This is a genomic window from Ruegeria sp. E5 (assembly GCF_056534105.1).
On the sequence record NZ_JBQFPA010000011.1, the window covers coordinates 1 to 16,447 of the forward strand.

Annotated in this window: 16 protein-coding genes and 1 pseudogene; 9 read left to right on the plus strand and 8 right to left on the minus strand. The window is 50.5% G+C overall.

What is annotated here, in order from left to right; translation table 11 throughout:
* Positions 1-476, minus strand: a pseudogene (locus ACR0BI_RS21960) (IS6 family transposase); the annotation flags it as partial.
* A 9-nt stretch (positions 477-485) separates the two neighbouring features.
* Between ACR0BI_RS21960 and ACR0BI_RS21965 the strand changes: the two are divergent.
* Together ACR0BI_RS21965 and ACR0BI_RS21970 are read left to right on the plus strand one after the other, a co-directional pair.
* Positions 486-776 (plus strand): hypothetical protein, encoded by a 291-nt coding sequence (locus ACR0BI_RS21965; protein ID WP_480888645.1) that lies wholly within the window; start codon positions 486-488, stop codon positions 774-776.
* 312 nt (positions 777-1,088) lie between these two features.
* Positions 1,089-1,433 (plus strand): hypothetical protein, encoded by a 345-nt coding sequence (locus ACR0BI_RS21970; protein ID WP_480561286.1) that lies wholly within the window; start codon positions 1,089-1,091, stop codon positions 1,431-1,433.
* A 1,027-nt stretch (positions 1,434-2,460) separates the two neighbouring features.
* On the opposite strand, the gene ACR0BI_RS21975 is transcribed toward ACR0BI_RS21970, so the two are convergent.
* Together ACR0BI_RS21975 and ACR0BI_RS21980 are read right to left on the minus strand one after the other, a co-directional pair.
* Positions 2,461-3,183: a WbqC family protein gene (locus ACR0BI_RS21975; protein ID WP_480561285.1), complete on the minus strand. Its 723-nt coding sequence runs from the start codon at positions 3,181-3,183 to the stop codon at positions 2,461-2,463.
* A complete protein-coding gene (locus tag ACR0BI_RS21980; protein ID WP_170565591.1) occupies positions 3,180-3,932 on the minus strand; it encodes a CmcI family methyltransferase in 753 nt (250 codons plus the stop codon). The genes ACR0BI_RS21975 and ACR0BI_RS21980 overlap by 4 nt, the downstream gene beginning before the upstream one ends.
* A gap of 469 nt (positions 3,933-4,401) precedes the next feature.
* Between ACR0BI_RS21980 and ACR0BI_RS21985 the strand changes: the two genes are divergently transcribed.
* The 5 genes from ACR0BI_RS21985 to ACR0BI_RS22005 all read left to right on the plus strand — a co-directional run bounded on the left by ACR0BI_RS21985 (position 4,402) and on the right by ACR0BI_RS22005 (position 8,856).
* Positions 4,402-5,244, plus strand: a complete 843-nt coding sequence (locus ACR0BI_RS21985; protein ID WP_480561284.1) for a phytanoyl-CoA dioxygenase family protein — start codon at positions 4,402-4,404, stop codon at positions 5,242-5,244.
* A 107-nt stretch (positions 5,245-5,351) separates the two neighbouring features.
* Positions 5,352-6,428 carry a class I SAM-dependent methyltransferase gene (locus ACR0BI_RS21990; RefSeq protein WP_170627342.1) on the plus strand — a complete coding sequence of 359 codons (1,077 nt, stop codon included), beginning with the start codon at positions 5,352-5,354 and terminating at the stop codon, positions 6,426-6,428.
* 27 nt (positions 6,429-6,455) lie between these two features.
* Positions 6,456-7,175 (plus strand): class I SAM-dependent methyltransferase, encoded by a 720-nt coding sequence (locus tag ACR0BI_RS21995; protein WP_170399832.1) that lies wholly within the window; start codon positions 6,456-6,458, stop codon positions 7,173-7,175.
* Positions 7,176-7,199: 24 nt separating this feature from the next.
* Complete coding sequence (locus ACR0BI_RS22000; RefSeq protein ID WP_480561283.1) at positions 7,200-8,189, plus strand: ATP-grasp domain-containing protein; 990 nt, start codon at positions 7,200-7,202, stop codon at positions 8,187-8,189.
* Positions 8,170-8,856, plus strand: a complete 687-nt coding sequence (locus ACR0BI_RS22005) for a metallophosphoesterase family protein (RefSeq protein WP_170399826.1) — start codon at positions 8,170-8,172, stop codon at positions 8,854-8,856. The genes ACR0BI_RS22000 and ACR0BI_RS22005 overlap by 20 nt, the downstream gene beginning before the upstream one ends.
* On the opposite strand, the gene ACR0BI_RS22010 is transcribed toward ACR0BI_RS22005, so the two are convergent.
* Genes ACR0BI_RS22010 through rfbF form a run of 5 tightly spaced genes read right to left on the minus strand, consistent with a single transcriptional unit; the run spans position 8,853 to position 13,510 of the window.
* Positions 8,853-9,956, minus strand: a complete 1,104-nt coding sequence (locus ACR0BI_RS22010) for a DegT/DnrJ/EryC1/StrS family aminotransferase (protein WP_170627347.1) — start codon at positions 9,954-9,956, stop codon at positions 8,853-8,855. The genes ACR0BI_RS22005 and ACR0BI_RS22010 overlap by 4 nt on opposite strands.
* A complete protein-coding gene (locus ACR0BI_RS22015) occupies positions 9,953-11,164 on the minus strand; it encodes a class I SAM-dependent methyltransferase (RefSeq protein ID WP_170399820.1) in 1,212 nt (403 codons plus the stop codon). Before ACR0BI_RS22015 ends, ACR0BI_RS22010 begins: the two co-directional genes overlap by 4 nt.
* Positions 11,161-11,703 carry a dTDP-4-dehydrorhamnose 3,5-epimerase gene (gene rfbC / locus ACR0BI_RS22020; RefSeq protein WP_170399817.1) on the minus strand — a complete coding sequence of 181 codons (543 nt, stop codon included), beginning with the start codon at positions 11,701-11,703 and terminating at the stop codon, positions 11,161-11,163. Before rfbC ends, ACR0BI_RS22015 begins: the two co-directional genes overlap by 4 nt.
* Complete coding sequence (rfbG, locus tag ACR0BI_RS22025; protein ID WP_480561282.1) at positions 11,700-12,761, minus strand: CDP-glucose 4,6-dehydratase; 1,062 nt, start codon at positions 12,759-12,761, stop codon at positions 11,700-11,702. Before rfbG ends, rfbC begins: the two co-directional genes overlap by 4 nt.
* Complete coding sequence (gene rfbF / locus ACR0BI_RS22030) at positions 12,746-13,510, minus strand: glucose-1-phosphate cytidylyltransferase (RefSeq protein ID WP_170627351.1); 765 nt, start codon at positions 13,508-13,510, stop codon at positions 12,746-12,748. The genes rfbG and rfbF overlap by 16 nt, the downstream gene beginning before the upstream one ends.
* Positions 13,511-14,099: 589 nt before the next feature.
* On the opposite strand from rfbF, the gene ACR0BI_RS22035 reads away from it, so the two are divergent.
* Both ACR0BI_RS22035 and ACR0BI_RS22040 read left to right on the plus strand, forming a co-directional pair.
* The gene (locus tag ACR0BI_RS22035; RefSeq protein WP_480561281.1) at positions 14,100-15,176 is read left to right on the plus strand and encodes a TIGR00180 family glycosyltransferase; all 1,077 of its coding nucleotides are present in this window, start codon (positions 14,100-14,102) and stop codon (positions 15,174-15,176) included.
* A 514-nt stretch (positions 15,177-15,690) separates the two neighbouring features.
* Positions 15,691-15,936, plus strand: a complete 246-nt coding sequence (locus ACR0BI_RS22040) for a hypothetical protein (protein ID WP_480561280.1) — start codon at positions 15,691-15,693, stop codon at positions 15,934-15,936.
* Positions 15,937-16,447: the final 511 nt, after the last annotated feature.

The following is a 16,447-nucleotide window of genomic DNA, read 5'->3' on the forward strand; positions in this document are numbered from 1 at the left end:
TTCTGTTTTTTGTCAGCACCAAGCTCTCTGAAAGCGGTTCTGTATGAGGCGAAGCGATCTGTGACAACGTTTTCCGCTTTACCGTGTCGCTTCATCAATGTCTTGAGGAATTTCAGCGCTGCAGCTTTGTTTCGGCGTTTGGTGACAACGGCTCCCAGCACCTTGCTCTCATGATCTGCGGCCCGCCAGAGGTAATGCTTCTTGCCATTAACCTTCAAAAAACCTCATCCACATGCCACTTCCATTTCGAGAATGCGCCCAGTTGTTGCACCCGCTTTCTTCGGATCTCAGAGGCAAACATCGGGCCAAACCTGATCCACCAATAGCGGACAGTTTCGTGGCTCACGTCGATGCCTCGTTCGTGCAGCAGAACTTCGACATTCCGAAACGAAAGCGGGAAGCGGATGTACTGCATCACCGCAAGGCGGATGATCTCAGGACAGGTGTTTATAGTATTTGAAAGAAGCAGGTCTTGTCTTGGGTAAATGCTGAGAAAGCCCCCTGCCCGCCTCAAGGCAAGGTCTACCGACAAGACCTTTGGGATTGATGACGTCTTTATATTGAATGGTGTCCGTTTTGATCGAAGTGATTTGAGTGTTTATTTGGGGTCCGCAATTTTGGGCATAGACACAGACAATGATGGATTTGCCGATACAACCATCGTTCTAGGGGGCGATTATTCCGGTTCGGAATCTACGGTGAAAGATCTCGATGGGGCGACGGCCATAGCAGCTTCATTTCCACCAAAATGCACAAGACGATGTTTTTCACATTGACGAAGACGATGTCATCGCTGGAAACATCCTAGCCAACGACAACTGGTACACAGGCGGAGGACTAACCGTATCCCTGCTTTCAGGTCCGGAAGAGAGGCTACCAAACCTGAATAATGATGGATCGTTTACATAGGAAGCAGATTCAGATGTCTTGATTTGGTCGCCCCCGGTGACGAGATAGTCCAGACATTCACGTATGAACTTGAAGACACGTTCGGTAGAACTTCCGAAGCCACGGCCCTCATTTCTGTAAACATACTGGATGACAGCGTATCGCTTTCGGGAAGTCGGAGACGAGACCATATCAATGGCTTGGATGAAGCTGACATCCTGGAGGATGGCTTTGGAAGAGATAAATTGGATGGTGGGGAAAGCGCCGATATCCTGAGAGGCGGACCAGGCCGCGGTGTTCTTATTAGTGGAGAGGAAGCTGACCTTCTTGAGTTTCACTTTTTTGATGGCTTCAACATCATGACTGATTTTGAAGTTGGGATTGATCAGATTGGGATTGGCTCAGGTCTATTTGCAGACGATATCTCCGACATTAAGTACCGGGATCTGGATGACGGGGTGCTGCTTAATTTAAGTGGTGCCAAAGTCTTAGTTGAGGTTCTGGCATTTATGGATCTGAGCGAAGATTCATTCGCTTGGTTATAGCGAATATCTGTGCTCGCGCGTTAGAATCTATAGCGTTGTAGAGCCCAGGTTGCCCTAGTGAAACCAAAGTCTTGAAAGTGAATCTACCAATTCGGATTGATCCATGCATCAAGCTGCATTTTGAACTGGGTACAAGGCAGGCCGCACAAAGCCCGAAGTCCTGAGTGGTAGACCGATCACGCCACCGATTCTTGTCCACTTCGTGGTACATATTGTGGCAGTTATTTTTTTGCATGAAAAGTGGTTACTCAAATAGGGTTGTTCCCCCTTGGTCCGCCACCTACTCCCTATGTGCGACAAATAGTTTTGCCTTTTGCGATAGAAATTTTCCATTACGCCGCACAGCCATGCCTTCTGCCAAGTGGTTGCGTCGTACATATTTCCCTTTAACAACTGGTTTTGGGCGAAGCCCTTCAGGGTGCTCGTCTCTAAAACCTGCTCCCGGCGAGGGTTGGGGGGTAGCAAGTTTAATATAGTTCGAAAGGGTGGTGCGCCCACAGGCGTCCGCCCAGGACAGGCTTTGCGCGGTGCCCTCATGACGGCACAGCTCTGCAATACTTTCCTCGCCTATTTGGCCGACCAGTACGATCTGGATCTTTTCTTGTGCGGAATACTGTTTACGGGTCGAACGCCAAATGTCCTTTGCTGGCTTCTCACCGTGACTCTGCTTGTTTTAGGGGTTCTTTCTCATCTCCACTCCTTGGCAGCTACGATGAGCCAGAAATCTACTCTTATCAAATCGATCAATACTGTCCCAATGGTACTGATGTCAGACACCGGGAGCTAATGATATAGACCAGAACTAAGGGCCACAATAAGGCACTGATTTTTTTAAATTACTCAAGTTAGCGCCCAATAGTTAACGGCACAGTAAGATTGGGCGTGGGAGCTCACTTCAGGCGGCGTCAATCCTTTGGCTATCACCTCCTCTGCCCCGGACAGTTGGGGGTACAGATAGAACACTCCGAGCCGTCAACGCTATGATGCGATCCTGTTCCAAACCGGAAACGATTCCATATTAGGAAGCCTATGTCTGTTGGTGGTTCTGAAGAAATTCTTTCCAGTGGCGTGTGCGCGGGTTTAGATAAGATGCAGCTTGAGCAGGGCCTACATGTGCTAACAGGTCAAGCCCGGTCACGAACGGCGAAAAATCATCTTCAACACGCCCCCACGGCCTGACATCATATTCCATGTATTCGACGTTGATCCCTGCCAATTCAAACCCCTTGTGCTCCAGGTAGTTGCGAGCGCCATGTCCGGTGACATAGCGCGTTCCGCCCAATTCCTTTACGATGTGCATGACCCGTTCTGACCCGTGTCCGCCAATATTCAAATCAGTGCTGAGACAGGTACTTTTGGGCGCAATTCCACATCTAGAGGCCAGTCCTTCACTGCTGGCAATCAGGGCGTCGCAGAGCTTGTCGTATCGTTCCAGTCTTTGAACCAACGCCAATGTCGTGTCCAAATAAGGGGTGTCTTTCAACGATTGTTTGAGTTTAGCAACGTGACTTTCAAGCCAGTGTGGATTGGCGGCGGTGAGATCAACGATTTTGGTGCTACTGCCAGTGTGTTTTACCGGTACACTGAGCCAGGAGGTACCTGTTGGCAGCTTTACCTGCACCCGATTGGTAAACGAACCCTTGGAGAACTGCGCATCTACCAACCAAACGACTATGTCGGCCAAGGCGAGTTGAGCCAAAAACCCCGGCCAAGGAAAATACATTGGTTGCGAAATGACTACGGTGGTCATGCTGGTTTGCGGCGAATGTACCCGCCAGGCGAAGAGGATAGCACAAGCTTGCCGTTCAACACCGGATCAATTTCGAATAAGTCTGCCTCTGACATATAGTCATTGAGCGCTGATAGCGGCTCGTTTCCAGTAAACCACGATTTCGACCGATTTTGCGGACTGTCCTTTTGGGCGACATGCCCGATCATCGTATCTGCAACGACCATGTAGCAGCCGGGTGTCACCAACGGACCGTAGGCACGGCATTCGGTCAGAACATGATCGCGGCTGTGATCGCTGTCTAGAACTACCATGACTTTGGCGCCTTCAGGGATCTCGGCACGCACAGCGGCCAGTGTTTCCTCGCTGGTCGACGGCCCCTCAATTAGGGTGACTCGTTTCGACATAGGGTGTTTGTTGATCGTGTCACGGTTATGAGAGCGGATATCTATGTCGACTCCGATCACGGTGCCGTTGCCAATCAACTGCAATAGTGAGGCCATAAACAGCACCGAGCCACCGCGTGCCACGCCAGTTTCGATAATGACATCGGGTTTCGTGTTCCAGATCACTTCCTGTGTCGCCATCACATCTGCAGGCATCTGAATGATGGGTGCACCCATCCAGCTCCACAGATAAGAGTAGTCATAAGGATCAAGTTGCAACATATGTGCAATTGAACTTTGAAAAACCTGCTCGTCTTGCCCAAGCGCCAAGCATTGCTTTTTCTTGTGAGCTTCAAACTCTTTGCGGTCGTCTTTTGACGTCATGATTTGCCTTCAGCATTTTTAAGTGATTTGCCACGCTCTGGAGCTCTCATCTAAGCTTTGTTGCAGGTCGTGTCACCATCCATTGTGTGAGTAGGTTTTATATCGCGAACATTCGCGTCGGTCCGACACGCTTTTGAACAACCCGAACACTTTTTTGTCTAGCTTCCGAAATGAATAGCTCAAAGGTCTCTACTAAAACAATAGAGCATCCCACTTTGAATAAGTGTGCCGAATTCTTAGAACGTTCTAGCGACTACCGGGGCCATGTTGCTATCGTTACATCATAGCCGCCTCGGTGTCTTTTATGAATTGGCCCATGATCAGTTCAGCCAATTCGAATGTCCTCAGCTTTAACTGTCCTACTCCAAAAGAACTCGCTAATTCGCCGTCTATTTGGGGTCGTCGGTCTGGTATTGACGGTCTCGGGACATTATGAAAGACGAAGTCCTGAGGTATGAGGAGCTTTGACGTGACAGCGATCTTATCCGAAGCGGACCGGAAATTCTTCGAAGCTGAAGGGTATTTGATAATCAAGGGCTTTTACGACGTCGCTAAAGAAATCGCACCGATTCAGAAAGATATATATGAAATTATCGGTCTGGTGGCAGAGCGTCATGGTGAAGATCTGAACCGCCCCCGATTTACGCCTGAACAATTTGACGCAGGTTACAACACCCTTATTGCTAGGAACCGTAGCTATGGCGGCGAGATTTACGATCTGGTTAAGCAAATACCGGCGTTCCTGCGCTTGGTTTGTAACGAGAGATCAGATGCGCTATTTCGTAGCTTGCGCAATACTACGCATTCGGGGATTGGTGCGGCGTCTTATGGCATTCGGATTGATGTCCCATACGAAGACAAATTTCGCTCTCATTGGCATCAAGAATTCATGTACCAGCCTCAAAGCATTGATGGAATTGTATTTTGGACCCCGCTTTTACCCGTAACTGATGAATATGGCCCTGTGATTGTTCTACCCAAATCCCATCGCGACGGACTTTGCGTTTATTCTCGCGGAGCGAACTACGCTGACAAGCAAGGCGCATATCAGATCGGCCTGCACGACGAGGACGAGATTATCGGCAAATACGAACAAGCTGCCCCACTGACGGAACCCGGTGACTTATTGTTAATGGATTTTTTGACGCTCCATGGCTCAGGCGTGAACCGAGCAGAAAGAGCACGCTGGTCAGTGCAAAGCCGTTTTTTTAACTACCGCGATCCTGTGGGACAGAAAGTAGGTTGGAAAGCGTCGGTGACATCCGGTACTGACGTCGCACAGGTGTTTCCCGATCATTTTATCGAGACGTAAGGTATGACAACGACGAGACGTAAGATATGACGACAACATGTAATGTCTGCGGTACGCCTTCCGGTGCTCCGATTTTTGAAAGCAGCGAAAACAGATCACTTACCACAATGAACAACCTCATTGAGGGTCGCACTACTGTTTATTTCTGTGAGGTTTGCCAGCACGCTCAAACCAATGAACTGCCCGATCTGGAAGCGTTTTATTCCACCGAGTATGAGATCAGTATTGACAGCCAAGACGATGATCAGCTTTACGCCGTCGTAGACGGCAAGGAAGTTTATCGGTCGCAACATCAGGCGAATGTGCTGATGTCAAAAATTGATCTTTCAAAACATCGAAAGGTACTAGATTACGGCTGCGCCAAGGCTCCCACTCTAAGGTCCGTTTGCAAAGAAATACCAGAGATAGAGCCGTATTTGTTTGATGTGACGGACAAATACATACCGTTTTGGGAACGCTTTCCAACCAGCGCCAAATGGGCCACTCATGCACCTGACCCGAGTTGGCAACGGCAGATGGACGTCGTTCTTTCGTTCTACGCACTGGAACATATCCCACATCTTGATCGGATACTGGCGGAGGTCAGCATACTGCTCAAAGAAGGAGGGTATTTCTACTTTATCGTGCCGGACATGTATCAGAACGCGGCTGATTTCGTAGTCGCAGATCACGTAAACCACTTCTCCGAGTCGTCTTTGTGGCGCCTCATGACCGATGCTGGGTTCGATAGCATAGATATTGATTCAGATGCTCATGCGTCGGCTTACGTCGTTTCAGGTCGGCTTACCTCAACTGACGCGCAAGTTCTAACTCCACCAGAATTCCCGAACCGGGTAGATGATGCCAAGCAGTTGGCCGCTTTTTGGAGCGACATCAAAACACGGATCACCACATTCGAGGAGACAGTCGAGGTGGACATGCCTTTGGCGATATATGGTGCCGGGATTTATGGCCATTTCATCTATTCCTGTCTGAAAGAACCCTGCCGCGTCAGCTATTTTGTCGATCAGAATCCGTTTCTGCATGGCAAGGAGATTGATGGCATTCCGATAGTCCCCCCGCGAGATTTGCAATCGGAGCCCGCGGCAATTTTGGTGGGGCTAAACCCACGTCACGCGCGCCGAATAATTGAAGGAATTCCAAATTTTCAGACCCCTGATCGGAAATTCCTCTACCTGTCATGACGTGTATTCGAAAGGGCTGACTATCTGATGGAAAACCTAGACGACGTCGCATCAAAGTATTTGCAGCCACCTAGTGTCGAGATTGAGAATGATCTCATTATGCGGTGGTATCCCGAGAGGATTTTTGAGCGTGCGGGACATGTTGGGCGTTTGCTAGAGCTTGGGTTGGGGCATGGTTACACAGTTCCCTTCTTTTTCAAGATGAGTGACCAGCACGTCGTCGTTGAAGGCTCTCAAAAGGTCATCGAGAATTTTCAGTCCAAGAACCCTTGGTATACTGGATCATTGGAGGCGGGGTACTTCGAAACTTACACACCTACCGACACCTTCGATCTGATTGTCATGGGATTCGTGCTCGAGCATGTGGATGATCCAGTCGCCATTCTAAGCCGGTACAAAAAGTTTCTAGCTCCCAACGGTCGCATTTGGATTGCTGTACCGAATGCAAAATCGTTAAACCGGCGCCTCGGGCTTGAGATGGGGATGATCGAGGACATTTATGATCTGAACGAAACGGATTTAATGCTCGGACATCAACGCAATTTTTGCCGCGATACATTGCGAAGCGCCATCGAGCTGGCCGGGTACAGAGTAACGCATGAGGAAGGGCTTTACCTGAAGCCTCTTCCATTGGGTGTTCTCAGAACGCTAGATAACTTTGAAGAGAACATGCGCGCGATGATGGCTGTTGGCGTTGACTTTCCAGATCTTTGTGTTGGTCTTCTTGTAGAAGTGTCTCATGACTAGAGCTGTTTGTGCGGGGCCTGAGTTGTGAACGAGCGCCGACGTATTCTGGTCACCGGCGTAGGAGCGCTCATAGGCCAGGGCATCGCCAGCAGTCTGCGGGATGACGGGCGGTCGTGGTTAATTGGACTTGACCGGCGCATGTCGCTATTCGGCGCAGAGCTGTGCGATGAAACTCTGCTGAAACCCAAGCTAGACGAAAGCTCAGATGCGTATCTGACGTTCTGGAAAGATTTGGTGCAGGATCACGGAATTGAACTGATTATTCCAGGTATCAGCATCGACATGGCGTTTCTAGACGCCCACCGAAGTATTTTCGAAGACCTCGGGGTAGCGTTGGCCCTAAACACATCGCATCTTATCGCGTTGACTGAAAACAAGTCGGATTTTGCAGCCGACTATGCGCAGTTGGGGTTGCCAGTCATCCCGTCGATTACAGGAGGTGGCACTTGGGAAGCGGCCTGCACGGCGCTGGGGAAACCGCCATTTCTTTTGAAACCCAGCACTGGGGAAGGCTCCGTTGGCATTGTACTTCTTCATGACGAAGTAGATTTTGATTATTGGAGCGGAAAAACCTCGGGCGAATTTCTTGTGCAACGGATTGTTGGTACGGACGACGATGAATATACTGTCGGTACATTTGGCTTTGGCGACGGCGATTACATTGGCCCACTGATCTTTCAGCGCCGATTGACACGTGCCGGTAACACTGGCGAGGCAAAGACCGTCACTCATGAAGCCGTATCCAAAGCAACTGATACAATCATGCGCTACTACAAGCCGCTGGGTCCAACCAACTTACAATTCCGTTTGGAAGGTGAGGATGCCTATCTTCTTGAAATCAACCCTCGGTTTTCAAGTAGTTGTTCCTTGCGAACCGCTTTCGGGTTCAACGAAGCTGAGATGTGTGTTGACTTTTACCTGAACCGACGACGGCCTGCGCAACCTGTCTTGCGTGAAGGGATTGCGCAGCGTCACAACGCAGATCGGATACGTTATGCTGGGCCTGATCTCTGATATTCATGCCAATCTGGCCGCGCTTGAGGCGGTTTTGGCTGACGCGAAGTCCAAAGGGGTGACAGAGTTTGTGTGCCTTGGCGACGTTATTGGGTATAATGGTCAGCCGGAAGAATGCGTACAACTGCTCAAGGCAGAAGGGGTGCGCAATATACTGGGCAATCACGACAGCTACGTTACGTCGGGACAGAATTGCGAACGCTCTAAGGTCGTCGCGGGTATCATAGACAAACATCAGACAGAGCTAAGTTCGGACAGCGTGGCATGGTTAAGCCGATCAATGGACAGCATCCAGGATGGCACAACATTGTTTGTACACGGAGGACCGCAGGATCATGTCGATGAATACCTCTATAAAGTGGGGATCGATACGTTTCCCAAAGGCGTAACACGGCTCTTTGCGGGTCATACCCATGTGCAATGCATTCTAGACTTCGGTACGCACGTCTTTTGCAATCCGGGCTCGGTCGGACAGCCGCGCGATGGAGACCCACGTGCAGCTTACGCAATCTTATCAGATGGCCAGATTGCCCTGCACAGAGTCGTTTATGACATCGACCGCACGATACGCGCGATGAAAGAGCGCGGGTACGAAGAGTTCATGTATCGCGGACTTGCCAAAGGCGCCCAGATCAACGGGCGTATTGACGAGATTGTGAAAGCCTAAGGAGAGGCCAAGGTCTCGATTACCCGACAGACTCGATCAATGTCCCCGTCTGTCATGTCGTGAAAACTGGGCAGGTTCAGTGCCCGCTCGCAAATATCATGGGCATGCGGGGTAGGCGCTTCTACGAACATAGGCTGGCTGGAAAGCGGGTAGAAAAATACACGCGCATCAATGTTTGCTGCCTCGAATGCTGCCAAGGCCCTCTCACGGGAGACGCCAAGTGCCTTGTCAAAAACAACAGTGGGCATCCACGCGCCATTCCGAACGTGAGGAGGCTCAGGGTTCATCGATAGCCCTAGATGCGACAGCCGCTCTTTGTAGGCCGCTAGTATCTCCGCTTTGCGGTTCGTCAGTTCCTCAATGCGCTCAATCTGCCCCATTCCTATTGCAGCTTGAATGTTTGACATCTTGAATTTGTAGCCGACCGTATCAGCCCAGAATTGTTTTTTCTGCGCCTTGTCACGTCCGTGATTGGACAGCGTCAGAATGCGATCCGCCAAAGCATCGTCATCGGTCACCAGCATCCCGCCTTCGCCGGTGGTCAACGTTTTCGTACCATGAAAAGAGAAGGTCCCGAACTTTCCCATCGCGCCTGTATGAATGGCGCGATATCGCGCACCCAACGCTTCGGCCGCGTCTTCGATAAGCACCACTCCACATTCATCTGCGATGCTCAACAGTGTGTCCATCTCACAGAGATTACCGTAGAGATGTGTGGCTATGATGGCCTTGGTTTTCGATGTAATCGCCGCGCGGACCTGATCAGGATCAATACACCAACTGTCTGGCAAGATATCAACGAAAATCGGTGTTGCGCCCAAATGCACGACGGGAGCAACCGTAGCGATCCAATTTGTGTCGGCAAGGATGACCTCATCGCCCGGACCGATACCTAGCGCAGCCAGACCCATCTCCATCGCGCCCGTGCAACTGGAAGTCGAAATAGCATGTTTTGTTCCGACATACTCTGCGAAGGTCGCCTCGAAGCGATGAATGTAGTCATAACATTTCGGCCCCCAACCAGTGCGGGCGGCATCTGTGGCATAACTAACCTCGAGATCGGTGATAGAGGGTCGGGTATAGACGATGCGGTCGGTCATAGGATTTGCAGTTCTGGCACAGCAGTTACAAAACGGGTATCTACAAGCCAATCAAGTGATTGCATAATCTCGGTTTTCAGGTTCCATGGGAATATCACCAGGTAGTCTGGACGTCGGTTCTGTAGCTCGTCTGGCGCCAGAATGGGGATATGACTGCCCGGTAGGTATTTGCCGATCTTAAATTCTGCAGCATCACATACGAATTCAATGGCGTCTGGACCAACGCCTGCGAAGTTCATAAGCGTGTTGCCTTTCGCGGCTGCGCCGTATCCTGCTACCGACTTTCCCTCCGCCTTAGCATCCAGCACGAACCGCAAGAAATCGTCTTTGACCTTTTCCGCTTTGAGTTGGAAACCTGTGTAGAAGTCATCGTCATTCATTCCGTGAGATGCTTCGAGATCACGCATGGCCTTCACGGCGTCGGTTTGCGCATGTCTGGCTCCTTCAAGACAGGCAAAGAGACGCAAGCTGCCGCCATGAGTTGTTAGTTGTTCAACATCGAACACCCGCAAACCTGCCGCCGCCAGAATACGCTCGGCTGAAAGAAGAGAAATGTAGGAGAAATGTTCGTGATACACGGTATCGAACTGGTTTTGCGTCACCAGGTTCAACAAATGCGGAAACTCGAGTGTGACCACGCCCTGAGGTTTTAGGCAAACCGCCAGCCCTCGCGAGAAACAGTTAATGTCGGGTACATGGGCAAAGACATTGTTACCTATGACAAGATCAGATTTGGCCAGCCCCTTAGCCAACCCTTCCCCGAAGAACTCCTCTACAACATTGATCCCGATTGCCGTCGCTGCGGAGGCGGTGGAATGTGTGGGTTCAATACCTAGGCAGGGGATCCCTGCCTTCCGAAAATTGCGCAGCAGATAACCGTCGTTGGATGCAACCTCGATCACATGAGAATCCGCATCTAGAGCAAATCGTTCGATAACCGTGTCGCAATAGGCTTTGGCATGGGCAAGCCAAGAGGTCGAGGTGGAAGAAAAATAAGCGTATTCTTCGGTGAATAGCGCCTCGCCCGACGAGAAGTCTTCCGTTTGTACAAGGCGGCACTCCTTGCACACGAAAAGCCGCAGCGGATAGGTCAGTTCGGGACGAGAAAGCGCTTCCGCACTTAGATAATCGTTTGACGGGGGTGCATATCCCAAATCAAGAAACGCCATAGTGCGTGAAGACAGACAATGTCGGCAGGTATTGGTCATAAGGGGCGAACATCCAGCAGGGCAGGCAAGTTTTGATCTCTTTCCGACATAAGCGTGATAGGTAAGGGCCAATCAATGCCCAGATCGGGGTCTGTCGCACGCACACCACCCTCAAGTTCCGGTGTGTACGGAGCAGTGTGGCAATAGTGTAGCGTCGCAGTCTCGGTCAATGTCTGGAAACCATGAGCGCAGCCCTCAGGAATGTAGATTGCGTTCCCAGCCTCAGCGCATAATGTGATTGCTCTGCTTTGACCAAAGGTTGGAGAGCCTTCGCGCAGGTCAAGCGCCAGATCGAATACCTTTCCTTCGGTTGCACGTATAAGCTTTGCCTCAGCCATCGGCGCACGCTGAAAATGCAGACCGCGCAAAGTACCTTGCCCCTTGGTTTGCGACATATTCATTTGCACCCAATTGGTCAGCAGACCGGCTTGCGCAAAAACGTCAGCACAGAATGTACGAGCAAAAGCACCGCGGGCATCGGACTGGCGCGCCAACTGGACTTCGTAAAGCCCATCAATATCTTGAGGGATAAGCTTCAAGATTCACCATAATATTGCAACTGTTTAAGTGAGACCGCACGAGGGCACTGGCCCTCCGCAACAGACTGGTACCACTGTATTGTAGCGCGGATGCCGTCTTCGAAAGACCAACAGGCGAAATGACCCAGCAGTGCCTCTGCCTTGTCAGTGGCAAGCCGGAGAATCTGAGCTTCGTGGGCAGAATAGGATTTCCGAGAAGTATCTTCCCATGCGCCCGGCCACATGGAGAGTGCCGTTGTAACAACGTCCTTTACGGTTCTTACCCCCTCAGATGGTGGACCAAAATTGAACGCACTTTGGAGATCGGGATCTGCCGACGTAAACAGCTTTTCCGCGAGTATCAAATACCCTCGCAGAGGCTCCAGGACGTGTTGCCATGGTCGAACGGAATTCGGGTTGCGCACTTTGACTGGAATGTCGGCCGCCAGGGCACGTGCAATATCGGGCACGATGCGGTTCTCGGCCCAGTCGCCACCGCCAATAACGTTGCCTGCGCGCGCCGAAGCCATACGGATCTCTGTCTTTGCAAAAAAAGATTTTCTCCAGCTATCGACGCCAATTTCCATCGCGGCTTTGCTGGAACTATATGGATCATGACCACCTAGGGGATCAGTTTCGCGAAATGGCCGCGCTTGTTCGTCGTTGGCATACACTTTGTCTGTAGTTACCATAACCACGGCGCGTGGACCGGTCAGATCACGCAGCGCCTCCATAAGATTGAGCGTCCCCATCACATTGGTGGACCAGGTCTCAATCGGGGTTTCGTATCCACGTAAAACCAAAGATTGTGCTGCCATGTGAAAAACAATTTCGGGGTCTGACGCTGTTACGGCGTTTGTCACGACAGACGAATCTCGAATGTCACCGATAATGTGCCTGATGGTATCTTCTAGTTTCAGAGAGGAAAAAAAGGGACTTTCAGGTGCCAGTGCTATGCCAGTGACTTTGGCACCGAGTTGCGTCAACCACAGCGCAAGCCATGCACCTTTGAACCCGGTATGTCCGGTAATCAGAACGCGTTTGTCTTTCCAGAACGCATTCATCACCAAGTTTTCCATGGTGCATCGCCGGATTTCCAAAGCTCTTCAAGGTAATCACGATCCCGCATCGTATCCATCGGAGCCCAGAAACCCGAATGCTTGAACACTGAAAGCTGTCGCTCAGTTGCCAGAGTTTCCAATGGAGCGCGTTCCCAAATCGTTTCGTCTCCGTCGATGTAGTCAATCACCTCAGGCTCACAGACAAAAAAACCGCCGTTAACCCAGAAGCCATCTCCATCGGGTTTCTCGTTAAACCGGGTCACAAAATCACCCTCGATCTCCAAGGCTCCGAACCGCGCTGCTGGTTGCAAGGCGGTAACGGTCGCACGGCTGCCAGTTCTTTTGTGAAAGGCCAAAAGCTTGGTAATATCAAGGTCCGTCACACCGTCGCCGTATGTAAGACAAAACGTGTCGGTCAGATGCTCCTTCACACGCTTTAGGCGGCCACCGGTTTGGGTTAGCTGACCGGTGTCGACCAATGTAACCTGCCAAGGCTCCGAGTATCGATTGTGCACCTTCATCTTATTGTCTTTTAGATCAAATGTGACATCGGATGTATGTAGAAAGTAGTTCGCGAAATACTCTTTGATCAGATAGCCTTTGTAGCCGCAGCAGATGACAAATTCAGTGATCCCATGGGCGCCATAGATTTTCATGATGTGCCATAATATGGGCAAACCACCAATTTCAATCATGGGTTTTGGGCGGAGGTGAGATTCTTCACTAATCCGAGTTCCAAGCCCGCCCGCTAGAATTACCGCTTTCAAATCATCGCTCCGCTCTGTTCTAATCGACCAACAGGCCGCAGATAATTGAATTCCCTTTAAGCATGATAACTTTGATTAGCAAGGAGAGTGGTGTGAGACGCGTCGAGCTGGTCTCAGTTTGCTACATAATTTGAAAACCCATGTGAATCAAAGCTGCCACTTTGGGTCAGCTCAAAGTTCGGTCGTGAGTTGAGTTGGCGTTCCTGATTGAACTCGGGTATTGCCAAGTTGTCTGCGGCGGACTGCGATCTATTCGCAGATGTTGTCTCATGCCGCCATTCTACCGGAGTAGTCAGCCCAGAGGTTGAGCGTATCTGATCGAGCGCAACGAAGTGAGGCTGCTCCCGCCCGAACAAGCCAAAAATTCAAGAGTCAGAAGCTGGTTAGCATGGAATAATTCCAGTTAAGTTGCCAGCACCTATATTTTCACAGATTGACTTCGATCGTGTTTTGGGGTTGGACACATGCGAAAATATCAAGTTATGAGCCGCGCTGGACCGCATATCTACACCGTCAAATTTCTAATAGACCATAATTCGACGCCGTGTAGCCCACTAGATCTCCGGTATTAGCCGCATAAGGATGCACCATGGTCCCACTAGTTATTCCCACACGTAACCGTCCAATGTCTTTGTCCTTTCTCCTTAAGTATCTGGGCGAGTTCAATCCGGGACAACGTGTGGTGATCGCCAATGGCAGTCATCATTCATACCTTGCTGCTTATGAGGAAGCGGTACGTGACAACGACAGTCTTTTGCAGATCGAATATAAGGAGTACGATTCCGATCTGCATTTTCGGGACCGCATGGTTGATTGTGTGAGCGGGTTGGATGATGACATTATCTTCGTCGGAGCAGATGATGATTTTCCTGTGCTTGATACACTCTATCAAGGTGTTGAATTCCTGCGCGCAAACCACGACCACGTCGTCGCTATCGGCGGGATCATTTGCCTGTCAATGTTAGACGAAGATCAGTTCAACGCGAAATTTCTTCATGCATTCAGCCTTCAAGACGAAGACATAGTTTCTCGTCTGTCTAAATACAGCCAATGGGCCTTCGCGACCAGTTATGCTGCGACACGCCGCGATCACTACCTTGAAAGATGTAACAACTTACAGCTTAATGCCATGAAAATATTTGGCGACTATAATGTCGGCCTCCACGATTGTCTGGCTGGGAAGATCAAGGCCTTGCCAGAAATTGGCTACTTCACCACAAAACTAGCCACTCATAGTAGGTTTGGACCGCCCAGCCGTCTGCATTATCTGGAGCATGCACAAGAAACCTTAAACCTGAGAGATTACTATGCTGAAAAAATTGCCTCAACTACGGCAATTGACAATCAAGAAGCTCGGTCAATCGCAGATAAACTGATTGCAATGAAAATTGCCCATTGGACAGGTGGCAGCCCGCAGTTTTTGGATGGATTTGGGTGTTCATCGCTGTTCCGTAATGAAACTGTGCGCAAACAATATGACGCGTTTCAAGATCTATTTTGTCAAGGTACAGCAGAGCAAAATAAACTTGGAGGCAATCTAAGGAAGGTTGTCGACGCAATGTTGGAAATTAGTGAGGCCAATTCAGATAATCACGGTGAGCCGGAAAAGTACGATTCAATGGAATATTTTTTGGCTTCGACCAATGGCGGTATTTCGCGGCCATGACAGAACGCCTCGTCAAGGAGTAAATGGATGAGACGAAAGATTAAGCGCAAACTTGCTAAGATGTTTTCTGCGCGCCGCTCGGAGAACAGTGCGAAGCAGAGGCTCGAACCAAAAAAACCAAAGCAGATCATTAGCCCACGGTTTAATATACCCTTTTCCCCAGAAACGCTTGAAAGAAAGTGAAGTGGGCCTGCTTTCAAAGGGCGGATTTCTGTCGCGAAATTTATCGCTGAACGTGGAAATTTCGTCGGATCAACAGGTAAAGCAGCCAAATCCGCGATGCGTTGAAACTAACCGAGTCCAGGCGTATTTTATCTCCGCGGATCATGTGTGTGTCTTCGATACCTGCAAGTGTTGCCTTCGCTGATCACGCGTACGATACCAATTGGTTCCGTGAAGCATTGAAAGACAATGGGATACGCGCCTGTGTCCCCGGAGGAAAACAGCGCAAAAAAACCTATTAATATGACAGGCGAAGATACCAAAGGCGCAACCCGATCCCCGCCTCCGGTCCATGTTGATCCGCGCCCATGGCTGGACCCACGATCTGAAGTCCGGAGTTCAACTGATGGAAGTTGCGCGGCGTGAAAGCGTCCCCGGCGCTTTCATCCTTGCCCGTGCTCAGCTCGCGTTTCTCTCACCGAAGATTCAGGCCGCGATTCTCAACGGCACCCAGCCGCCCGAACTCACACTCAAGCGTCTGGTCAGCGTGACCCACCCACTTGAATGGTCCGAACAGGAACGCCTGTTCGGCTTCTGACATCTCCAGATCCTGCGTCCCTGATACAGACTTCGCCCTCCCTGATCCGGCGGAACAATTCCCCGTTCGCACGAGAAAATTCCCTGCTCCACCTTTTAGGGAATTTGCAACATTAACCCCCTGTAAAACATTCAGTTCTGACAGGTGAAATTACTGAACTCAGTCCCGTTTTGCGAAATTTCCCTGTAAACTTCCGGGTATCAGGGAAATCCCGCCCAAAGCGACCCCACCAAAATGCGGCACTGAGACTGTGGCCTGAATCGTGATCCGAGTGTACGATCTGCTCCGACTCTGATTGAAAGAGCATGCGTCAACTCGCGGGAATTGCGGAACAATTCCGGGTCAGAAAACACAACTGAAGTGAGACAGGTATGAGTGGCGGGGAGACAGGGATTCGAACCAATCTCAGCTAGGCCAGTGTAGCTGTCCTTCATTCGTCACAAAGACCCCGCCACTCGGCGAGAGCGGCGGTGAGTATCAGCTTGAAGGTGCCTCGGCTGGCAAGCGCTCT